The 15,718-nt window shown below is 71.6% G+C and carries 13 protein-coding genes; 6 read left to right on the top strand and 7 right to left on the bottom strand.

The features are described from left to right. The first annotated feature begins 424 nt into the window (after nucleotides 1-424). Nucleotides 425-874 (top strand): PTS glucose transporter subunit IIA, encoded by a 450-nt coding sequence (locus ACIBCM_RS34115; RefSeq protein ID WP_399250147.1) that lies wholly within the window; start codon nucleotides 425-427, stop codon nucleotides 872-874. A 76-nt stretch (nucleotides 875-950) separates the two neighbouring features. After that, nucleotides 951-2,621, top strand: coding sequence for a phosphoenolpyruvate--protein phosphotransferase (ptsP, locus tag ACIBCM_RS34110; protein ID WP_399250145.1), 1,671 nt, complete (start codon nucleotides 951-953; stop codon nucleotides 2,619-2,621). Between the two features lie 62 nt (nucleotides 2,622-2,683). Here ptsP and ACIBCM_RS34105 read toward each other — a convergent pair whose 3' ends face one another. Both ACIBCM_RS34105 and ACIBCM_RS34100 read right to left on the bottom strand, forming a co-directional pair. Beyond that, complete coding sequence (locus tag ACIBCM_RS34105; RefSeq protein WP_399250143.1) at nucleotides 2,684-3,655, bottom strand: hypothetical protein; 972 nt, start codon at nucleotides 3,653-3,655, stop codon at nucleotides 2,684-2,686. A 76-nt stretch (nucleotides 3,656-3,731) separates the two neighbouring features. Next, nucleotides 3,732-5,714, bottom strand: a complete 1,983-nt coding sequence (locus ACIBCM_RS34100) for an acetoacetate--CoA ligase (protein WP_399250141.1) — start codon at nucleotides 5,712-5,714, stop codon at nucleotides 3,732-3,734. A gap of 337 nt (nucleotides 5,715-6,051) precedes the next feature. Between ACIBCM_RS34100 and ACIBCM_RS34095 the strand changes: the two genes are divergently transcribed. Further along, nucleotides 6,052-8,403, top strand: a complete 2,352-nt coding sequence (locus ACIBCM_RS34095) for a glycoside hydrolase family 31 protein (protein WP_399250139.1) — start codon at nucleotides 6,052-6,054, stop codon at nucleotides 8,401-8,403. A 33-nt stretch (nucleotides 8,404-8,436) separates the two neighbouring features. On the opposite strand, the gene ACIBCM_RS34090 is transcribed toward ACIBCM_RS34095, so the two are convergent. Beyond that, nucleotides 8,437-8,940, bottom strand: coding sequence for an NUDIX domain-containing protein (locus tag ACIBCM_RS34090; RefSeq protein WP_399250137.1), 504 nt, complete (start codon nucleotides 8,938-8,940; stop codon nucleotides 8,437-8,439). A gap of 127 nt (nucleotides 8,941-9,067) precedes the next feature. Between ACIBCM_RS34090 and ACIBCM_RS34085 the strand changes: the two genes are divergently transcribed. The 3 genes from ACIBCM_RS34085 to ACIBCM_RS34075 all read left to right on the top strand — a co-directional run bounded on the left by ACIBCM_RS34085 (nucleotide 9,068) and on the right by ACIBCM_RS34075 (nucleotide 11,177). Further along, nucleotides 9,068-9,412 carry an Mpo1-like protein gene (locus ACIBCM_RS34085; RefSeq protein ID WP_399250135.1) on the top strand — a complete coding sequence of 115 codons (345 nt, stop codon included), beginning with the start codon at nucleotides 9,068-9,070 and terminating at the stop codon, nucleotides 9,410-9,412. 74 nt (nucleotides 9,413-9,486) lie between these two features. Further along, nucleotides 9,487-9,981: a Zn-ribbon domain-containing OB-fold protein gene (locus tag ACIBCM_RS34080; protein ID WP_399250156.1), complete on the top strand. Its 495-nt coding sequence runs from the start codon at nucleotides 9,487-9,489 to the stop codon at nucleotides 9,979-9,981. After that, complete coding sequence (locus tag ACIBCM_RS34075) at nucleotides 9,978-11,177, top strand: lipid-transfer protein (protein WP_399250133.1); 1,200 nt, start codon at nucleotides 9,978-9,980, stop codon at nucleotides 11,175-11,177. Before ACIBCM_RS34080 ends, ACIBCM_RS34075 begins: the two co-directional genes overlap by 4 nt. A 125-nt stretch (nucleotides 11,178-11,302) precedes the next feature. Here ACIBCM_RS34075 and ACIBCM_RS34070 read toward each other — a convergent pair whose 3' ends face one another. From ACIBCM_RS34070 to ACIBCM_RS34055, 4 genes are read right to left on the bottom strand one after another with little or no spacing between them, the layout of a single operon-like run. Continuing rightward, nucleotides 11,303-11,905: a GTP-binding protein gene (locus ACIBCM_RS34070; protein ID WP_399250131.1), complete on the bottom strand. Its 603-nt coding sequence runs from the start codon at nucleotides 11,903-11,905 to the stop codon at nucleotides 11,303-11,305. Beyond that, on the bottom strand, nucleotides 11,886-12,290 hold the full coding sequence (locus tag ACIBCM_RS34065; RefSeq protein ID WP_399250129.1) for a DUF742 domain-containing protein: 405 nt from the start codon (nucleotides 12,288-12,290) through the stop codon (nucleotides 11,886-11,888). The genes ACIBCM_RS34070 and ACIBCM_RS34065 overlap by 20 nt, the downstream gene beginning before the upstream one ends. Before the next feature lie 8 nt (nucleotides 12,291-12,298). Next, complete coding sequence (locus ACIBCM_RS34060; RefSeq protein ID WP_399250125.1) at nucleotides 12,299-12,751, bottom strand: roadblock/LC7 domain-containing protein; 453 nt, start codon at nucleotides 12,749-12,751, stop codon at nucleotides 12,299-12,301. Beyond that, the gene (locus tag ACIBCM_RS34055; RefSeq protein ID WP_399250123.1) at nucleotides 12,748-15,543 is read right to left on the bottom strand and encodes a nitrate- and nitrite sensing domain-containing protein; all 2,796 of its coding nucleotides are present in this window, start codon (nucleotides 15,541-15,543) and stop codon (nucleotides 12,748-12,750) included. The genes ACIBCM_RS34060 and ACIBCM_RS34055 overlap by 4 nt, the downstream gene beginning before the upstream one ends. Nucleotides 15,544-15,718 lie beyond the last annotated feature (175 nt).

Below are 15,718 nucleotides of genomic sequence, written 5' to 3'. Positions count from 1 at the left end.
ACGGGGTATCAACATATCTGGCGTTGACTTTTAGCACGCTGTTGAGTTCTCAAGGAACGGACGCTTCCATCAGACCCTCACCAGGCCCTCCGGGCTTTCCCCTTCGACATTTCAAACCTTATCAGGCTTTTTCGACCTCCCTGACCACCGCTCTGCGAGCATGCAGAGGTGTAGACCAGTTAGGATCTCGGCTTGATAGGTCGCTGCCGACCCCCGACTCAACGTCGCGTTGGGGCCAGGCAGGGGTACGAGAGTACCGGTCGCCGAGAGGCGAGGCAAATCGATTCCGGTGCGTCGCGGGGTCTGTCAACCAGTAACTTTCGGGCGGAACCGGGACTTCATCTGACATACGCTTCTGAACGATGCGCCGTCCGGGACAGGAAGGGACGGCGCAGTGACGAATCTCCACCCCCAGGGAGGCTCCATGACCACAGTGACGTCCCCTCTTGCCGGGCGCGCCATCGGACTCGCCGCGGTGCCTGATCCGGTCTTCGCCGGTGCGATGGTCGGGCCCGGTACCGCGATCGATCCCGTGCGGGAGCCGTCCGAGGCCGTCTCCCCCGTGGACGGTGTGATCGTCTCGCTGCATCCACACGCCTTTGTCGTCGTCGACGGCGACGGCCATGGGGTCCTGACTCATCTGGGCATCGACACCGTGCAGCTCAACGGTGAGGGATTCGAGCTGCTCGTCAACAAGGGGGACACCGTCACCCGTGGCCAGGCCGTGGTGCGCTGGAGCCCGACCGCGGTCGAGGAGGCCGGGAAGTCGCCGATCTGCCCGGTCGTGGCGCTGGAGGCCACCGCCGACGCGCTCTCCGGACTCCGTGAGGACGGCGATGTGAAGACCGGGGACACCCTCTTCTCCTGGCAGTGATGCCGGAGCCGTGGTGACGGCCAGTTCGACATCCACCGCGGCGGCACCGACCGTCGCTCGATCGGAGACGGGTGAAATGGAGACAACGCTGCGAGGCGTCGGGGTGAGTCACGGCGTGGCGATCGGCGAGGTCCGGCACATGGGTACGGCGGTGCTGGAGCCTCCGGTCAAGCAGAACCCGGCGCAGGACACGGAGCGCGAGCAGGGGCGGGCCCGGCAGGCGGTGGATGCGGTGGCCGCCGATCTGGTTGCCCGGGGCAATCTGGCCGGTGGTGAGGCGCAGGCCGTGCTCGAGGCCCAGGCCCTGATGGCGCAGGACCCGGAGTTGATGGCCGATGTGGAGCGTCGGGTCGCCGTCGGCAGCACAGCAGAGCGTGCGGTGTACGACGCGTTCGCTTCGTACCGGGCTCTGCTGGCGGGCGCGGGTGAGTATCTGGCGGGGCGGGTCGCGGATCTCGACGATGTACGGAACCGGATCGTCGCGCGGCTGCTCGGTGTGCCGATGCCGGGTGTCCCCGACAGTGATGAGCCGTATGTACTGATCGCACGGGATCTCGCGCCGGCCGACACGGCGCTGCTGGATCCGGCGCTGGTGCTGGGCTTTGTGACCGAGGAGGGCGGTCCGACCAGTCACAGTGCGATTCTGGCGCGGGCGCTCGGGGTGCCGGCCGTGGTCGCGCTGCCGGGCGCCGGTGAGCTGGCCGAGGGCACGCTGATCGCGGTCGACGGCAGCACGGGTGAGATCTTCGTCGAGCCGAGCGCCGGGAAGCGGTCGGAGCTGGAGAGCGCGGCGGCGCAGCGCAAGGCGGCGCTGGCGGCGTCGAGCGGCCCGGGGGCGACGTCGGACGGGCACAAGGTGCCGTTGCTCGCCAATATCGGAGGTCCCGGTGATGTGCCGGCGGCGGTGGAGGCCGGTGCCGAGGGCGTCGGGCTGTTCCGTACGGAGTTTCTGTTCCTGGACGACAGTGAGCGGGCGCCGTCAAAGGAGACGCAGGTCGAGGCGTACCGCCAGGTGCTGGAGGCGTTTCCGGAGGGACGGGTGGTCGTCCGGGTGCTGGACGCGGGCGCGGACAAGCCGCTCGCGTTTCTGACCCCGGCCGATGAGCCCAATCCGGCGCTGGGGGTCCGGGGGTTGCGGAGTCTGCTGGATCACCCGGAGGTGCTGGGGACTCAGCTGTCGGCTCTGGCGAAGGCGGCCGAGGGGCTGCCGGTGTACCTGGAGGTCATGGCGCCGATGGTGGCGGACCGTACCGACGCCAGGGCGTTCGCGGACGCGTGCCGGGAGGCCGGGCTGCGGGTGAAGTTCGGCGCAATGGTGGAGATTCCGTCCGCCGCCCTGCGGGCGCGCGCGATTCTCCAGGAGGTCGAGTTCCTTTCGCTCGGTACCAATGATCTGGCCCAGTACACCTTCGCTGCCGACCGGCAGGTGGGGGCGGTGTCGCGGCTCCAGGATCCATGGCAGCCGGCACTGCTCGACCTGGTCGCGCTGTCGGCCGAGGCCGCGAAGGCGGAGGGCAAGAGCTGCGGTGTCTGTGGTGAGGCGGCCTCCGATCCGCTGCTGGCCTGTGTGCTCACCGGTCTCGGTGTCACCTCCCTGTCGATGGGTGCCGCGTCGATCCCGTATGTGCGGGCGACGCTGGCGAAGTACACGCTGGCCCAGTGCGAGCGGGCGGCGGCCGCGGCGCGTGCCACGGACACCGCCGAGGAGGCCCGGGTGGCCGCGCGGGCGGTGCTGTCGGGTGAGTAGTCACCGTTGAGCGGTTGTCGGGAGGGCCTCGGCGGACGCTGCCGGGGCCCTCTCCGTACCGTTCAGTGGTGAGGGTCGGGGTCGTCGGTGGTCAGGGGGAAGCCCGCGCGATACTCGACGCCGGGCTCGGGTGAGAGCGGTTCGCCGGTGGTGGCGTCGGTGCAGTAGGCACTGAACACCTCGGCCTCGCTGAGCGGGACGAGGTCGCTCCGGTCCAGCCGCCAGCCGTGCAGGCGGTCCGGTTCGCCGCTCGTGCTGGTGCGCAGGACGACTCCCCCGGGGCTGCCCAGTGCGATGCCGGTGGCGAGGACGGTCACGAACTCGGTGCCCTCGACCGCTTCGATCCCGGCGGCCGGTGGCCCGGAGTCTCCCTCGGCGTGCAGGGCGGCGAGCAGTTGCTCCTCGGGGGCCGCGACGCTGCAGACGAGATGGTGCCGGCCGGGCCCGGCCTGCTCCAGCAGGCACATCAGGATGTGGGAGGCCCGGTCGAAGGAGGCCCGGCCGATGTCCTGGCCGCAGTCCGCGCACTCGCCGATGCCGGCCAGCAGCGTGGCCGCGTACTCCCAGGTGGCCTGGCGGACGGCCTTGTCGATCAGCTGGGGAAGCAGTTGGTCGAGGGGCTGACCGGTATAGGTGAGGGCGGAACCGCGGCCCGCGACGACCGCGGTGTAGCGGCCCCGGCTGAGCGGTGTGTCGGGATCGATGCCCTCGTCGGAGCAGTAGGCGGCGAAGTCCTCCGGGTCGAACAGGGCGACCGTGAGGTGCAGATGGGCGGCCGCGAGGGCCTTGAGCAGGGATTCGATCCCCCGCAGATAGCTCGCGTGGTCGTCGAAGGCGAAGCTGCGGTAGGCGCGCATGGCTTCGAAGTCGTACGCGTCGGCCAGGACGCCCACCGTGCCGGGGACTTCCCGGCGCAGGGCGCGCCGGGGCGAGGTCCGCTTCCGGGGGCGGCCCGCTGCCCGGCCGCCGGGCTTCTTCCGCCTTCCCCGCATGGTGCGGTGGTCCTGTCCGGCGGGTGTGTTCTCGTACACCATGGTGTCCCCCTGCGTTCCGTCGATCAGTGACTACTCACCGTAGCCGTCGCCACTGACAAACGCCGCCTGGGTCCCGTCACCGCTTCCGGCTGCGGGCGAGGTCTTCGTAGAAGGCGAGCAGTCCGACGTTGTCGACGGAGCCGGGGTTGACCGCCTTGGTGAGTGCTGTGCCCTGGAGCAGCCGCTTGACCGGGACTTCGAGGCGCTTGCCGGTGAGGGTGTGCGGGACGGCGGGGATCTCGATGATGTCGTCGGGGACATGGCGCGGGGAGAGTTGTTCACGGATGGCGCGTCTGATCCGGTCGCGCAGGCCGTCGTCGAGGTCGGCGCCGTCGGCGAGCTGGACGAACAGGGGCATCCAGTAGCCGCCGTCCGCTTCCTCCAGGCCGATGACCAGGGACTCCCGGATCTCGGGGAGGCGTTCGACGACTTCGTAGATGTCGGCCGAGCCCATCCGTACGCCCTGGCGGTTCAGGGTGGAGTCGGAGCGGCCGTGGATGACGACGGAGCCGCGGTCGGTGATGGTGATCCAGTCCCCGTGCCGCCAGACGCCGGGGAACATCTCGAAGTAGCTCTCGCGGTAGCGGCTGCCGTCGGGGTCGTTCCAGAACCGGATCGGCATCGACGGCATGGGGGCGGCGACCACGAGTTCGCCGACCTCGCCGATGAGCGCGGTGCCGTCCGGGCTCCAGGCGCGGAGGTCGGTGCCGAGGCATGCGGCCTGGAGTTCGCCGATGTGTACGGGGAGGGTGGGCACCGCTCCGGCGAAGCAGCTGCACACGTCCGTACCGCCGCTGACGGAGGCGATCCACAGGTCGGCGCCGCTGTCGGCGAACTCGTCGTGGAGCCAGCGGAAGCCGTCGGGCGGGAGGGGGGATCCGGTGGTGGCGACGCAGGTCACCCGGGAGAGGTCGTGGTCGCGGGCGGGATGGACCCCGGCCTTGCGGCAGGCCATGACATAGGCGGCGGAGGTGCCGAAGAGGGTCGCCCTGGTGCGTTCGGCGATCCGCCACTGGGCGCCGGTGTCGGGGTAGCCGGGGCTGCCGTCGTACAGGACGACCGTGGTGCCGGTGAGCAGGCCGGAGACGAGGAAGTTCCACATCATCCAGCCGGTGGAGGTGTACCAGAAGAACCGGTCGCCGGGGCCGAGGTCGCAGTGCAGGCCGAGCTGCTTGAGGTGTTCCAGCAGGATGCCGCCCTGCGACTGGACGATGGCCTTGGGCAGACCGGTCGTACCGGAGGAGTAGAGCACCCAGAGCGGGTGGTCGAAGGGCACCTGCTCGAAGACGGGTTCGGCGGTGCCGGAGGTGACGTCGGACCAGTCGAGCGCGCCTTCGGGTGCCTCGGTGCCGAGCAGCGGGACATGGACGACCGCGCGGAGGGTGGGCAGTTCGCGGCGCAGTTCGGCGACGGTGCCTGTGCGGTCGTGCTCCTTGCCGCCGTAGCGGTAGCCGTCGACGGTGAAGAGGACGACGGGCTCGACCTGCTGGAAGCGGTCGAGGACGCTGCGGGCGCCGAAGTCGGGGGCGCAGGAGGTCCAGACTCCGCCGACGGCCGCGGTGGCGAGGAACGCGGCGACGGCTTCCGGGATGTTGGGCAGATAGCCGCTGACGCGGTCGCCGGGGCGTACACCCAGCGCGCGCAGCCTGGCGGCGAGCGCGCCGACGCGGCGGCGCAGTTCGGCCCAGCTGATCGCGGCGGGTTCCTGGGTCTCGTCCACCTGGAGGAGGGCCGGTTCGTCCGGGCGGTCGGCCGCGGCCCGGAGCGCGTGCTCCGCGTAGTTGAGCGTGGCGCCGGGGAACCAGCGGGCGCCGGGCATGGAGCGATCGGCGAGCACCTGCTCGTACGGGCTGGAGAAGCGGACGTCGAACCATTCGGCGACCGCGCGCCAGAAGGTGTCCGGCTGGTCGACGGACCAGCGGTGCAGCGCCAGGTAACCGCCGTCGGCGGGGGCGCCGTGGTGCTCGGCGGCCCACCGCTGGAAACGGGTGATCCTCGCGGCGGCGATCCGGTCGGCGTCCGGCTGCCACAGAGGGACAGGGTTCGCGCTGGGGTTCACTGCGGTCACTGTGCGGCTCCCGGGTGGCTCTGCCGGCCCCTGCCGGCCTGACCCGGTCCGGTGGGGCGCTGCGCGTGGTGTGTGCGTCCCGCGCGGAGGAGTGTGCCCGGGACCGACTGCAGAAAGGGACTGTAGGGATTGAAGGGGCTCAAGGGATTGAAGAGGACGGAACGGCTGAGGGGGACGGACATGGACTGACACGGACGATGCCATGTGATCGTCTTTCGCACCAGAGCACTCCCCGGGCGTCCGCGCCGGCCGTCATCCCGGCTCACAGCGGGTGAACGGGAGTTGAACGATTCCCGGGCACGCCCGACCTGATGGCAGGCTGAGCCGCATGGACCGTCGTGAGCTGGTGCGCTCGGTGAGGAACCTCGCAACTCGGCAGGGGCTGCGCGCCGCCCGATCGGCGTGGCGGCTTCGGCGTACGGACGCGCGGGGGCTGCCGGCGCGGGGAGAGGAGCGCGCACGGGTGCCGGGCCCCGTCGTCGGTGCGGAGCCGCTGCCCGGGGGTGGTGTCGTCCGGTTCGACCGTTCCGAGCTGCGGATCTGTGTCGTGACGGGCGGCGCGGTGTTCTGGGGCTGGGACGGTGCCGGGCCCGGTCCGTCGTACGCGGTGTCCGGCGCCCCTCCCGAACCCGATCCGCGCGCCGGGCTGGAGCCGGACAAGGACGGCGGCTGGCGGGTGGTCTCGGAGCGGGTGACGGTGGAAGTGTCGCGCAACGGCGCGATCGAGGTCCGGACGCCGGGCGGGGTCGTTCTGCGGCGCGATCTGCCGCCGCGCTGGTGGGAGCCGCTGCGGGGCGGTCCCGCCCGGTGGACGCAGCGGACGGAGGTGGCCGCCGACGCGCGGTTCTTCGGGCTGGGCGGCCGGGCGTCGGGGCCACGGCTGCGCGACGGCACCTACCGGCTGTGGAACACCGACCCCGGGGGCTCCTTCGGTCCCGCGGACGATCCGCTGTACATCACCATGCCGGCGCAGCTGGTCGTCGCCGACGCGGGCACGCATCTGGCCTTCCACGACAACTCGTGGGAGGGCCGGGTGACCCTGCGGGAGGGCGAGGAGGGCGAGGGGTCCGGGCACGACCGCCCCGGCACCAGCGAACTGCGCATGGAGGGCGGGCCGCTGCGCTGCTGGGTGATCGTGGGCACGCCCGCGCGGGTGCTGTCCCGCTGGTCCCGGCTGACGGGCCCGGCGGTGGTACCGCCGTCATGGGCGCTGGGGCCCCAGCACGCCCGCTGGGGATTCGGCAGCGAGGAGGAAGTGCGGCGGATCGTCGCGGGCTACCGGGAACGGGATCTTCCGCTGTCGGCCGTCCATCTGGACATCGATCATCACGACGCCCATCAGGTCTTCACCGTCGACCGGGAGCGGTTCCCGGATCTGCCGGGGCTGGCGGAGGATCTGCGTGCCGACGGCGTACGGCTGGTGTCGATCGTCGATCCGGCGGTGAAGGCGGATCCCGGCAACGGGGTGTACGCGGACGGGTGCCGGGCCGGGGTCTTCGTCCGGGACGGGCGCGGGCGGGAGGTGCGCGGTGAGGTGTGGCCGGGTGAGTGCGTCTATCCGGACTTCACCGATCCGGCGGTGCGCCGCTGGTGGGGGGAGTTGTACGCGGAGCGCCTGGCGCAGGGGTTCTCCGGGGTGTGGCACGACATGAACGAGCCCGTGTCGTTCGCGCCGTTCGGCGGCACGACGCTGCCCCGGTCCGCCCGGCACGCCCTGGAGGGGCGGGGAGGTGATCACCGCGAGGCCCACAATGTGTACGCCCTCGCGATGGCGCGCGCCGGATACCACGGTCTGCGGCGGCTGCGGCCCGACGAGCGGCCGTTCCTCTTCTCCCGCTCGGGGTGGGCGGGGATGCAGCGGTACGGAGGCACCTGGTCCGGGGACGTGTCCACGGGCTGGTCCGGGCTGCGGGCGTCGCTCTCGCTGGCGCTGGGGCTGGGACTGTGCGGGGTGCCCTACTCGGGACCGGACGTGGGCGGTTTCGACGGCAGTCCGTCACCGGAGCTGTATCTGCGCTGGTTCCAGCTGGGGGCGTATCTGCCGCTGTTCCGTACGCATGCGGCGATCGGCGCGGGGCGCAGGGAGCCGTGGGAGTTCGGACCGGTGGTCCTGGAGCACGCGCGGGCGGCGCTCGCGGCGCGGGAGCGGCTGCTGCCGTACTGGGTGACGCTGTCCCATCTGGCACGGCTCACGGGTGCGCCGTATGTCCGGCCGGTGTGGTGGTCGGCGCCCCGGGACCGGGCGCTGCGCGACTGCGAGGACGCGTTCTTGCTGGGTGACGCGCTGCTGGTGGCACCGGTGCTGGAGCCGGGCGGGATCCGGCGCACGGTGCGGCTGCCGCGCGGCCGCTGGTACGACACGGCCACGGGTGAGGCGTACGACGGGCCGGGGCGGGTGACGGTCCCGGCGCCGCTGTCGCGGATGCCGGTGCTGGCGCGCGGCGGTTCGGTGATCCCCGTGCGAGGTGCGGACGGCGGGCTGGAACTGGAAGCCTGGGCTCCGACCGAGGGGCGCAAGGGCGGCGGGCTGGTGGTCCCCGACAGCGGCGACGGGTGGGCACGGCCGGAGATCGAACGGTACACGAGCAGGCTGGTGGACGGGCAGGTGGTGGTGAGACGGGTCAAGGGTGAGGGGTCCGGGCCGGTGAGACGGCGGGTGCGGGTACGGGGTCAGGGCTGAGGGCCGTTCCGCGGGGCCGGACCGGGGCCGGTGTCAGCCGTAGTGGCCCTCGAACCAGTTGCGTACGGCCGTGGTGTGCAGGGGGAACGCCAGTTCCTCGGGCGCGTACAGCAGATGCCGGCCTGTCGTCTCGTCCGTCGGGGCCGGGGGTGGCAGCTCCGCGGCCGGACGTGCGGGCAGCAGGCCGAAGATCAGGAGATGGCCGCCGGGGGCGCTGAGCGCGTCGGCGAGACGGACCTCGCCCTGTCCGGCCTCGATCCCGGTCTCCTCCCGGAGTTCGCGCACGACCGCGTGCCGCCAGTCCTCGCCGAAGTCGACAAAGCCGCCGGGCAGCGCGTTCAGTCCCGCCCGGGGCTCGATGGCGCGGGTGATGACGACCAGTCCCGTGCCCCGGTCGTCGTACGCGGGCTGGAGGGCGACGGCGACCGGCAGCGGATTGCGGTACGCGGTGTCCCCGCAGGCCGGACAGGTGCGGGGCCAGCCGGAGACGGAGCCGTACGGCGCCCCGCAGTTGCCGCAGTGGGAGTTCCCGGTCACGCGCGGACTGTATCCGATCGGCTCCGCGGCGCGGGCGGGATCCGTCGCACCCGTTCCGTGCTCGTTGCATGGATGGGGCTTCGCCGGTCCTGGCCCCTGGTCGATGCGCGGAGTTACGGTGCCGGGCATGGAGCGGACCTTTGACACGTACGAGGAATTCTGGCCCTACTACGTCGCCATGCACTCCCGGGCGGCGACCCGATGGGTCCATCTGACGGGGACGCTGACCGGGCTCGCGGTCAGCGCCTATGGCCTGGCGCGCGGGCGGAAACGTTACCTCGCGGCGCTGCCGCTCATCGGGTACGGAACCGCCTGGCCCGCGCATTTCCTCATCGAGGGGAACAACCCCGCGACCTTCGGCCATCCGGTCTGGTCGCTGCGCGGTGACGCCCGGATGATCCGGATGATGCTGGCGGGGCGGGACGCCGAGCTGGCGGAGACCGCCGCCGCGTGGCTCGCGGAGAACGGCTGAACCATGACACACTGCCTACACTTCTGACGGAACGTCAGATCTTGGCCCGGGGAGGACCCGTGACGCGCACACCCGTGGTGGCCGGCTGGTTCACGCATGACGGCGGGGAGGAGGACTTCCGGCTGCTCGGCACGCGCTGTACGGCCTGTTCATCGGTCTTCTTCCCGCCCGAGCACTCCTTCTGCCGCAATCCCGCCTGTTCGAGCGGCGAACTGTCCGAGGTCGGGCTCTCCCGGCGGGGGCGGGTGTGGTCGTACACCGACAGCCGCTACCGCCCGCCCGCGCCCTATGTCTCCGACCCCGGCGCCGAGTGGGAGCCGTACACCCTGGTCGCCGTCGAGCTGGAGGCCGAGCGGATGGTGGTGCTCGGGCAGGCCGCGCCCGGGATATCCGTGGCGGATCTCGCGGTCGGCATGGAGGTCGAGGTGGTACCCGGAGTGCTCGCGGGGACTGAAGTGACCGAGGGGACTGAGGGAGCCCAGGGGAGTCAAGGGCCCGGCGCGGCCGGTGAGGAGAGAGCGGGGCGCTGGACCACCTGGCACTGGCGGCCGGTGGGGGCGGGCCGATGAGCGGCACACCCGGTGAGGTCGCGATCCTCGGGGCCGGAATGCACCCCTGGGGCAAATGGGGCCATAGTTTTGTCCGTTATGGCACGATCGCCGCGCGGGCCGCTCTCGACGACGCCGGACTCGACTGGCGGCAGGTGGACTCCCTGGTCGGCGCCGACACCGTACGCGGGGGGTATCCCGGCTATGTGGCCGGTGCGACCTTCGCCAGGGCACTGGGCTGGCAGGGCGCGCGCGTCACCAGTGTGTACGCGGCCTGCGCCTCCGGAGCCCAGGCGATCGGCACCGCCCGTGCCCAGATTCTGGCGGGGCTCGCCGATGTGGTGCTGGTGGTGGGCGCGGACGCGGCGCCCAAGGGGTTCTTCGCCCCCGCGGGCGGGGACCGTCCCGACGACCCCGACTGGCTGCGCTTCCGGCTGCTCGGCGCGACGAACCCCGCCTACTTCGGCCTCTACGCCCGCCGCCGGATGGCCGAGTACGGGGACACGCCCGACGACTTCGCCCTCGTCAAGGTGAAGAACGCGGCGGCCGGCGCCCTCAACCCCCGGGCCCGCTACCGCCGGACCGTCACCGCCGAGGACGTCGCAGCCTCCGCCGTGGTCGCCGATCCGCTGCGGCTGCTCGACATCTGCGCGACCTCCGACGGCGCGGCAGCCCTGGTGCTCTCCAGCATGGAGTTCGCACGCCGGCACGGGGCGGCCGCCCCGGTGCGTATCCGCGCCGTCTCGACCGTCACACCGGACTATCCGCGGACCGTCCTCGACCTGCCGGACATCGCGACCGACTCGGCGGCCGCGGTGGACCCCTCCCCGGTCCCCTTCCGGACCTCGATCGCACGGGCCGCCTACGAGGAGGCGGGCGTCGGACCCGGCGATCTCTCGCTCGCCGAGGTGTACGACCTGTCCACCGCTCTGGAGCTGGAGTGGTACGAGGACATCGGGCTCTGCCCGGCCGGGGAGGGCGCGAAGCTCGTACGGGAGGGGGCGACCGCGCTCGGCGGAAGGATCCCCGTGAACCCCAGCGGCGGGCTCGCGTCCTTCGGGGAGGCCGTGCCCGCCCAGGCCATCGCCCAGGTCTGCGAACTGACCTGGCAGCTGCGGGGCACGGCCGGGGAGCGCCAGGTACCCGGCGCCCGGGTCGGGATCACCGCCAACCAGGGCCTGTTCGGGCATGGATCGGCGGTCGTCGCCGTGCGCTGAGCTCTGAGCGCGTACCGGGCGGGCGCGCGGTGCCGTCGGAGGGCCCGTCCGTCCGGCCCGTCTCTCCACAGGCGTCCGGCCCGTATCCCCGCCCGGCGGGGATACGGGCCGGGTCCGCCGTCCGGTCAGGTGGTGGCGTGCTGCCGCTGGGCGTCCACCCGGGCCAGCGCGTGCTCCACGACCGCCACCAGCACCATCTTCACCGACTCGCGGTCGCGCGCGTCACACATCATCAGCGGGACCTCGGAGTCGAGGTCGAGCGCGGCCCGGACCGACTCGACCGGGAAGCGGCTCGCCCCCTCGAAGCAGTTGACGGCGACCGTGAACGGGATGTCCCGGCGCTCGAAGTAGTCCACGGCCGCGAAGGAGTCCTCCAGCCGGCGGGTGTCCGCCAGGACCACCGCGCCCAGCGCGCCCTGTGCCAGCTCGTCCCAGAGGAACCAGAAACGGTCCTGCCCGGGGGTGCCGAAGAGATAGAGCACCAGGTCCTCGCGGAGCGTGATGCGCCCGAAGTCCATGGCGACGGTGGTGGTGGTCTTGTTCTCGACCCCCGAGGTGTCGTCCACGGGACGCCCCACCTCGCTCAGCGACTCCTCGGTGCGCAGGGGTCTGATCTCGCTCACCGCGCCCACCAGAGTGGTCTTGCCCACGCCGAATCCGCCCGCGACCAGGATCTTCAGTGTCACGGGCTCGACCGGCTTCCGGCTGCTAGAGCGCCCGAAGACCATTGATCACCTCGCGGAGAATGCTCACATCCGGCAGTTCGGCCGGCGGAACGGGACGGGTTACATGGACCAGCGCGTCCTCGACGAGATCGCCGACCAGCACCCGTACCACCCCGACGGGGAGGTTGAGGCCGGCCGCGAGCTCGGCGATCGACTGCGGGGAATCGCCGCAACGCTCGACGATTTCTACGTGCTCGGGAGAGAGCGACTGGTCATGACCTGGGTGACCGGCCGTGGGTTCCGTCACGACCAGGGCGATCAGGTCGAGCCGGTGCTGCGCCGTACTGCTCGTACGGCCACGGGTCATCGCGTACGGACGGACCACCGGGCCCGCGTCGGCGTCGAAAAAGTGGTGTCGGTGCTTGGAGCGATGAACCGAGTCACTCATGCCGGGCATCACCCTCCGGGGGCATGACCGGACCGGGGTGCGGTGGAGAGATGGATCCCGACCCTCTTGACCATGAGCGTCATCTCGTACGCGACCTGGCCGACGTCCGAGTCGGCGTCGGAGAGGACGGCCAGACAGCTGCCGTCTCCGGCCGCGGTGACAAAGAGGAACGCGCCGTCCAGTTCCACCACGGTCTGGCGGACCCTGCCCACCTCGAAGTGGCGGCCGACGCCCTTGGCCAGACTGTGGAATCCGGAGGCGACGGCGGCGAGATGCTCGCTGTCCTCCCGGGTCAGCTCGCGCGAGGCACCGGTCGCCAGGCCGTCGCTGGAGAGGACAAGGGCCTTGCGAATACTGCCGACACGGTCGACCAGCTCGTCGAGCAGCCAGTTGAGCTCGCCGGATCCCTGGGTTCCCGGGTGTCCGCCGAGAGTGTGTGCTGCGGCATGCGGTGCGGTCATCGACCGTCCCCCTCCGATGTGGTTCGTGGTGCCGTCCGGCCGTTGCCGGTGTCCGTACCGGTTGACTGGTCGGGGTCAACGGCACCCTGTGCGTTCTGGCGCCGGCCCCGCTGCCAGCCCCGTTGCATGGAAGCCATCCGGCTGCGTACTTCCTCGGCGTCGCGTTCGGGCTCCTGCCCGTTGCCGGCGCCGTCAATCCGGTTCCCGCCGGGGCCCGTCTCCGAACCGTCCCTGAGCTGGGGGGCGAGGCTGGCCTGGCGGACCCTGCGGGGCAGACCGCCGATCATCGGGGGCGGCGCGGGCACCGCGTCGGAGCCGGACGTGGAATCCGGGGGCGGGGCCGGGTGGGTACGGCCCGGTTCGTCGACCCTGCGTCCATGGTCGGTCACCAGGGTGGGCGGCTTCTTGCGACGCGGCAGCGGCACGGCTCCTGCCATCCGTTCCGGCGCCGGATCCAGCGCCTGCTGGTGCTGTTCCTCGGGGGCGGGACGGCGGCGGTCACGCGCCCTCGCCCGGAAGATCCCGCCGCGCTCGCTCTCGTTGTCGTCGAGGTCGGCGAGCGGGTCGCGGCCGACGGGAGGCCCGGCCGGGAAGGCCCGCCCTCCGGTGGAGTTCCGTCCCGGTCCGAGGGGCTCGCGCGGGGTACGGGAGCCCCGCCCCGGAGCGGCGGAATCACGTCCCGGGCCACGGGAGTCGAGGTCCGAGCCGAGGGTCTCGGCTCCGCTGAAGCCCAGGGGGTCGACGGGTCCCTCCAGCTCGACCGGCCCGCCGAGCAGCGCGGAGCCGTTCAGCCTGCCGGAGCCGTGGGAGAGGGCCGTAAGCCTGCCGTCGCCCGCCCGCCGGGCGGCCGGGCTCTCGTTCTTGCGGTCGAGCCGGAAGCCCGTGCCCTCGGTCTCCGGCGCGTCGGTGAGCAGGGTCGCCGGGATGAAGACGACCGCGGTGGTCCCTCCGTACGGAGAGGGCTGCAGCGAGACCCGTACGTTCTGGCGCTGCGCGAGACGGCTGACCACGAACAGCCCGAGCCGGTCGGTGTCCGACAGCTCGAACTCGGGGGTTTCGGCGAGGCGGAGGTTGGCGTCGAGGAGGATCTCGGGCGCCATGCCGAGCCCCCGGTCGTGGATTTCGAGGGTGAAGCCGTTGGCCACGCGCTCACCGTGCACCTGGACCGCGGTGTGCGGCGGTGAGAACACCGTCGCGTTCTCCAGCAGTTCGGCGATGAGGTGGGTGAGGTCGGCGACCGCGGGGCCGCCGACGCCGATCCTCGGGAGCCGGCGTACCTCGACGCGCTCGTAGTCCTCGACCTCGGCGACAGCCGCGCGGACGACGTCCATCAGCTGGATCGGCTTGCGCCACTGGCGGGAGGGGGCGGCTCCGGAGAGGATGACCAGGCCCTCGGCGTGCCGGCGCATACGCGTGGTGAGGTGGTCCAGCCGGAACAGGTCCGCCAGTTCCTCGGTGTCCTCGGTCCTGCGCTCCATCGTGTCGAGGAGGGTGAGCTGGCGGTGGAGCAGGACCTGGTTGCGGCGGGCGAGGTTGACGAAGACCTCGGAGACCCCGCGCCGCATGTCGGCCTGGCGTACGGCGGCCTCGACGGCCGCGCGCTGGAGGGTGTTGAGGGCCTGGCCCGCCTGGCCGATCTCGTCCTTGTCGTACTCCAGGCGCGGTGCCTCGGTCTCGACGTCGATCTGCTCGCCGGCGGCGAGACGGCGCATCACACTGGGGAGGCGTACGCCGGAGACCTCGTGGGCCTCCTTGCGGAGCCGGGAGAGATCGCGGACCAGCTGACGGCCGATGCGTACGGAGATGACGATCGAGACGAGGAGGGCGAGGAAGCCCAGCACGCCCGCGATACCGGCCTTGACGAAGACTCCGAACGCGGTGGGGTCGACGCGGTCCTGATGGCGCTCGCCGGCGGCCAGGGCCTCGCGGCGGAGTTCGTCGAGCACCGGGGTGACGGCCGACTGCCATTCCTGGACGTCGGAGGCGCTCGCCCTGCCGACCGGGCCGCCGGATATGAGGCGCTCCTCGGCGTCGCGCAGCGGCGCGGTCTCGGGGCCGGCCCAGAACTGCTCGTATATCCCGCGTTCCTTGGCGGGCAGCACCTCGAGGTTGATCTCGTAGTACAGCTTGCGGTGGGCGACGTGGTCGGAGAGCTCGCGCAGCTCCTTGGCGGTGATCTTGCCCGCGGTCAGCGCGGAGGCGATCAGCGCGTCCTCGCGGGAGAGCATCTCCGTCGCGCGGGCGACACCGACGAGGCCGCGGCCCTGACGCTCCATGTGGACGTCGCCGGAGGTGTGGAGGGCGTTCAGGAAGGCGAATCCCGGGTCGGCGATGTCGTTGTAGTACTCCAGCGCCCTGGCCCGGTTGACGGCGCCCGACTCGACCGAACGCCGCAGGGTGCCGAGTTCGCCGAATGCCGCCACGAAGGAGGTCAGCTCCTGCTGCCCCTCGGTGTCCAGCTTGCCGCCCGCCTCGGCCTTCCGGGCGCTCTCCTTGGCCCGGTTGACGGCCTTGTCGGTGGCCGTCCGCGCCTCGCGCAGCTCGGGGAGGGCCGTGGACGATCTGCGGTCGGCGAGATAGACGACGGTCTGGCGGCGCTCGTGCTGGAGGACGTCGAGGACGTCCGACACGGGGTGGCCGACTTCCTCGACCACCGCGCTGACGTCGAGAAGCTCACGGGCTTCCTGACCGGTCAGTAAGGTGGCGAAGCCCCAGAGGGCCGTCAGGGAGACGAGCGGCACCAACAACAACGCCACGATCTTCCGGCGGATGGACTTCCCGCGAAAGCGCATGGCCTCCCCCTGCTGGACCCGCCCCCTTGGCGGTGTTCCTCCGTCAATAAACGGCGCGAGCCTACTACTGCCGCACAGCCAACTCGAAGACACTTCCGGATGTTTTTCAGCCTGGGGATGATGCGTTGATCACAGGATGTCCCGGTATTCAAGGTGCTGAGATTACGGGCGTGTC

It is taken from the genome of Streptomyces sp. NPDC051018, assembly GCF_044456085.1.
Taxonomy (GTDB): domain Bacteria; phylum Actinomycetota; class Actinomycetes; order Streptomycetales; family Streptomycetaceae; genus Streptomyces.
The sequence above is the reverse complement of the archived record's forward strand: the minus strand, read 5'-3'. Positions and strand labels throughout refer to the sequence as shown.

Coding starts and splice junctions, on each gene's coding strand:
- ACIBCM_RS34060 (WP_399250125.1), bottom strand. CDS start 12,751: ATGACCGCACCGCATGCCGCAGCACACACTCTCGGCGGACACCCGGGA.
- ACIBCM_RS34095 (WP_399250139.1), top strand. CDS start 6,052: ATGGACCGTCGTGAGCTGGTGCGCTCGGTGAGGAACCTCGCAACTCGG.
- ACIBCM_RS34115 (WP_399250147.1), top strand. CDS start 425: ATGACCACAGTGACGTCCCCTCTTGCCGGGCGCGCCATCGGACTCGCC.
- ACIBCM_RS34070 (WP_399250131.1), bottom strand. CDS start 11,905: ATGGTCTTCGGGCGCTCTAGCAGCCGGAAGCCGGTCGAGCCCGTGACA.
- ACIBCM_RS34065 (WP_399250129.1), bottom strand. CDS start 12,290: ATGAGTGACTCGGTTCATCGCTCCAAGCACCGACACCACTTTTTCGAC.
- ACIBCM_RS34075 (WP_399250133.1), top strand. CDS start 9,978: ATGAGCGGCACACCCGGTGAGGTCGCGATCCTCGGGGCCGGAATGCAC.
- ACIBCM_RS34105 (WP_399250143.1), bottom strand. CDS start 3,655: ATGGTGTACGAGAACACACCCGCCGGACAGGACCACCGCACCATGCGG.
- ACIBCM_RS34085 (WP_399250135.1), top strand. CDS start 9,068: ATGGAGCGGACCTTTGACACGTACGAGGAATTCTGGCCCTACTACGTC.
- ptsP (WP_399250145.1), top strand. CDS start 951: ATGGAGACAACGCTGCGAGGCGTCGGGGTGAGTCACGGCGTGGCGATC.
- ACIBCM_RS34055 (WP_399250123.1), bottom strand. CDS start 15,543: ATGCGCTTTCGCGGGAAGTCCATCCGCCGGAAGATCGTGGCGTTGTTG.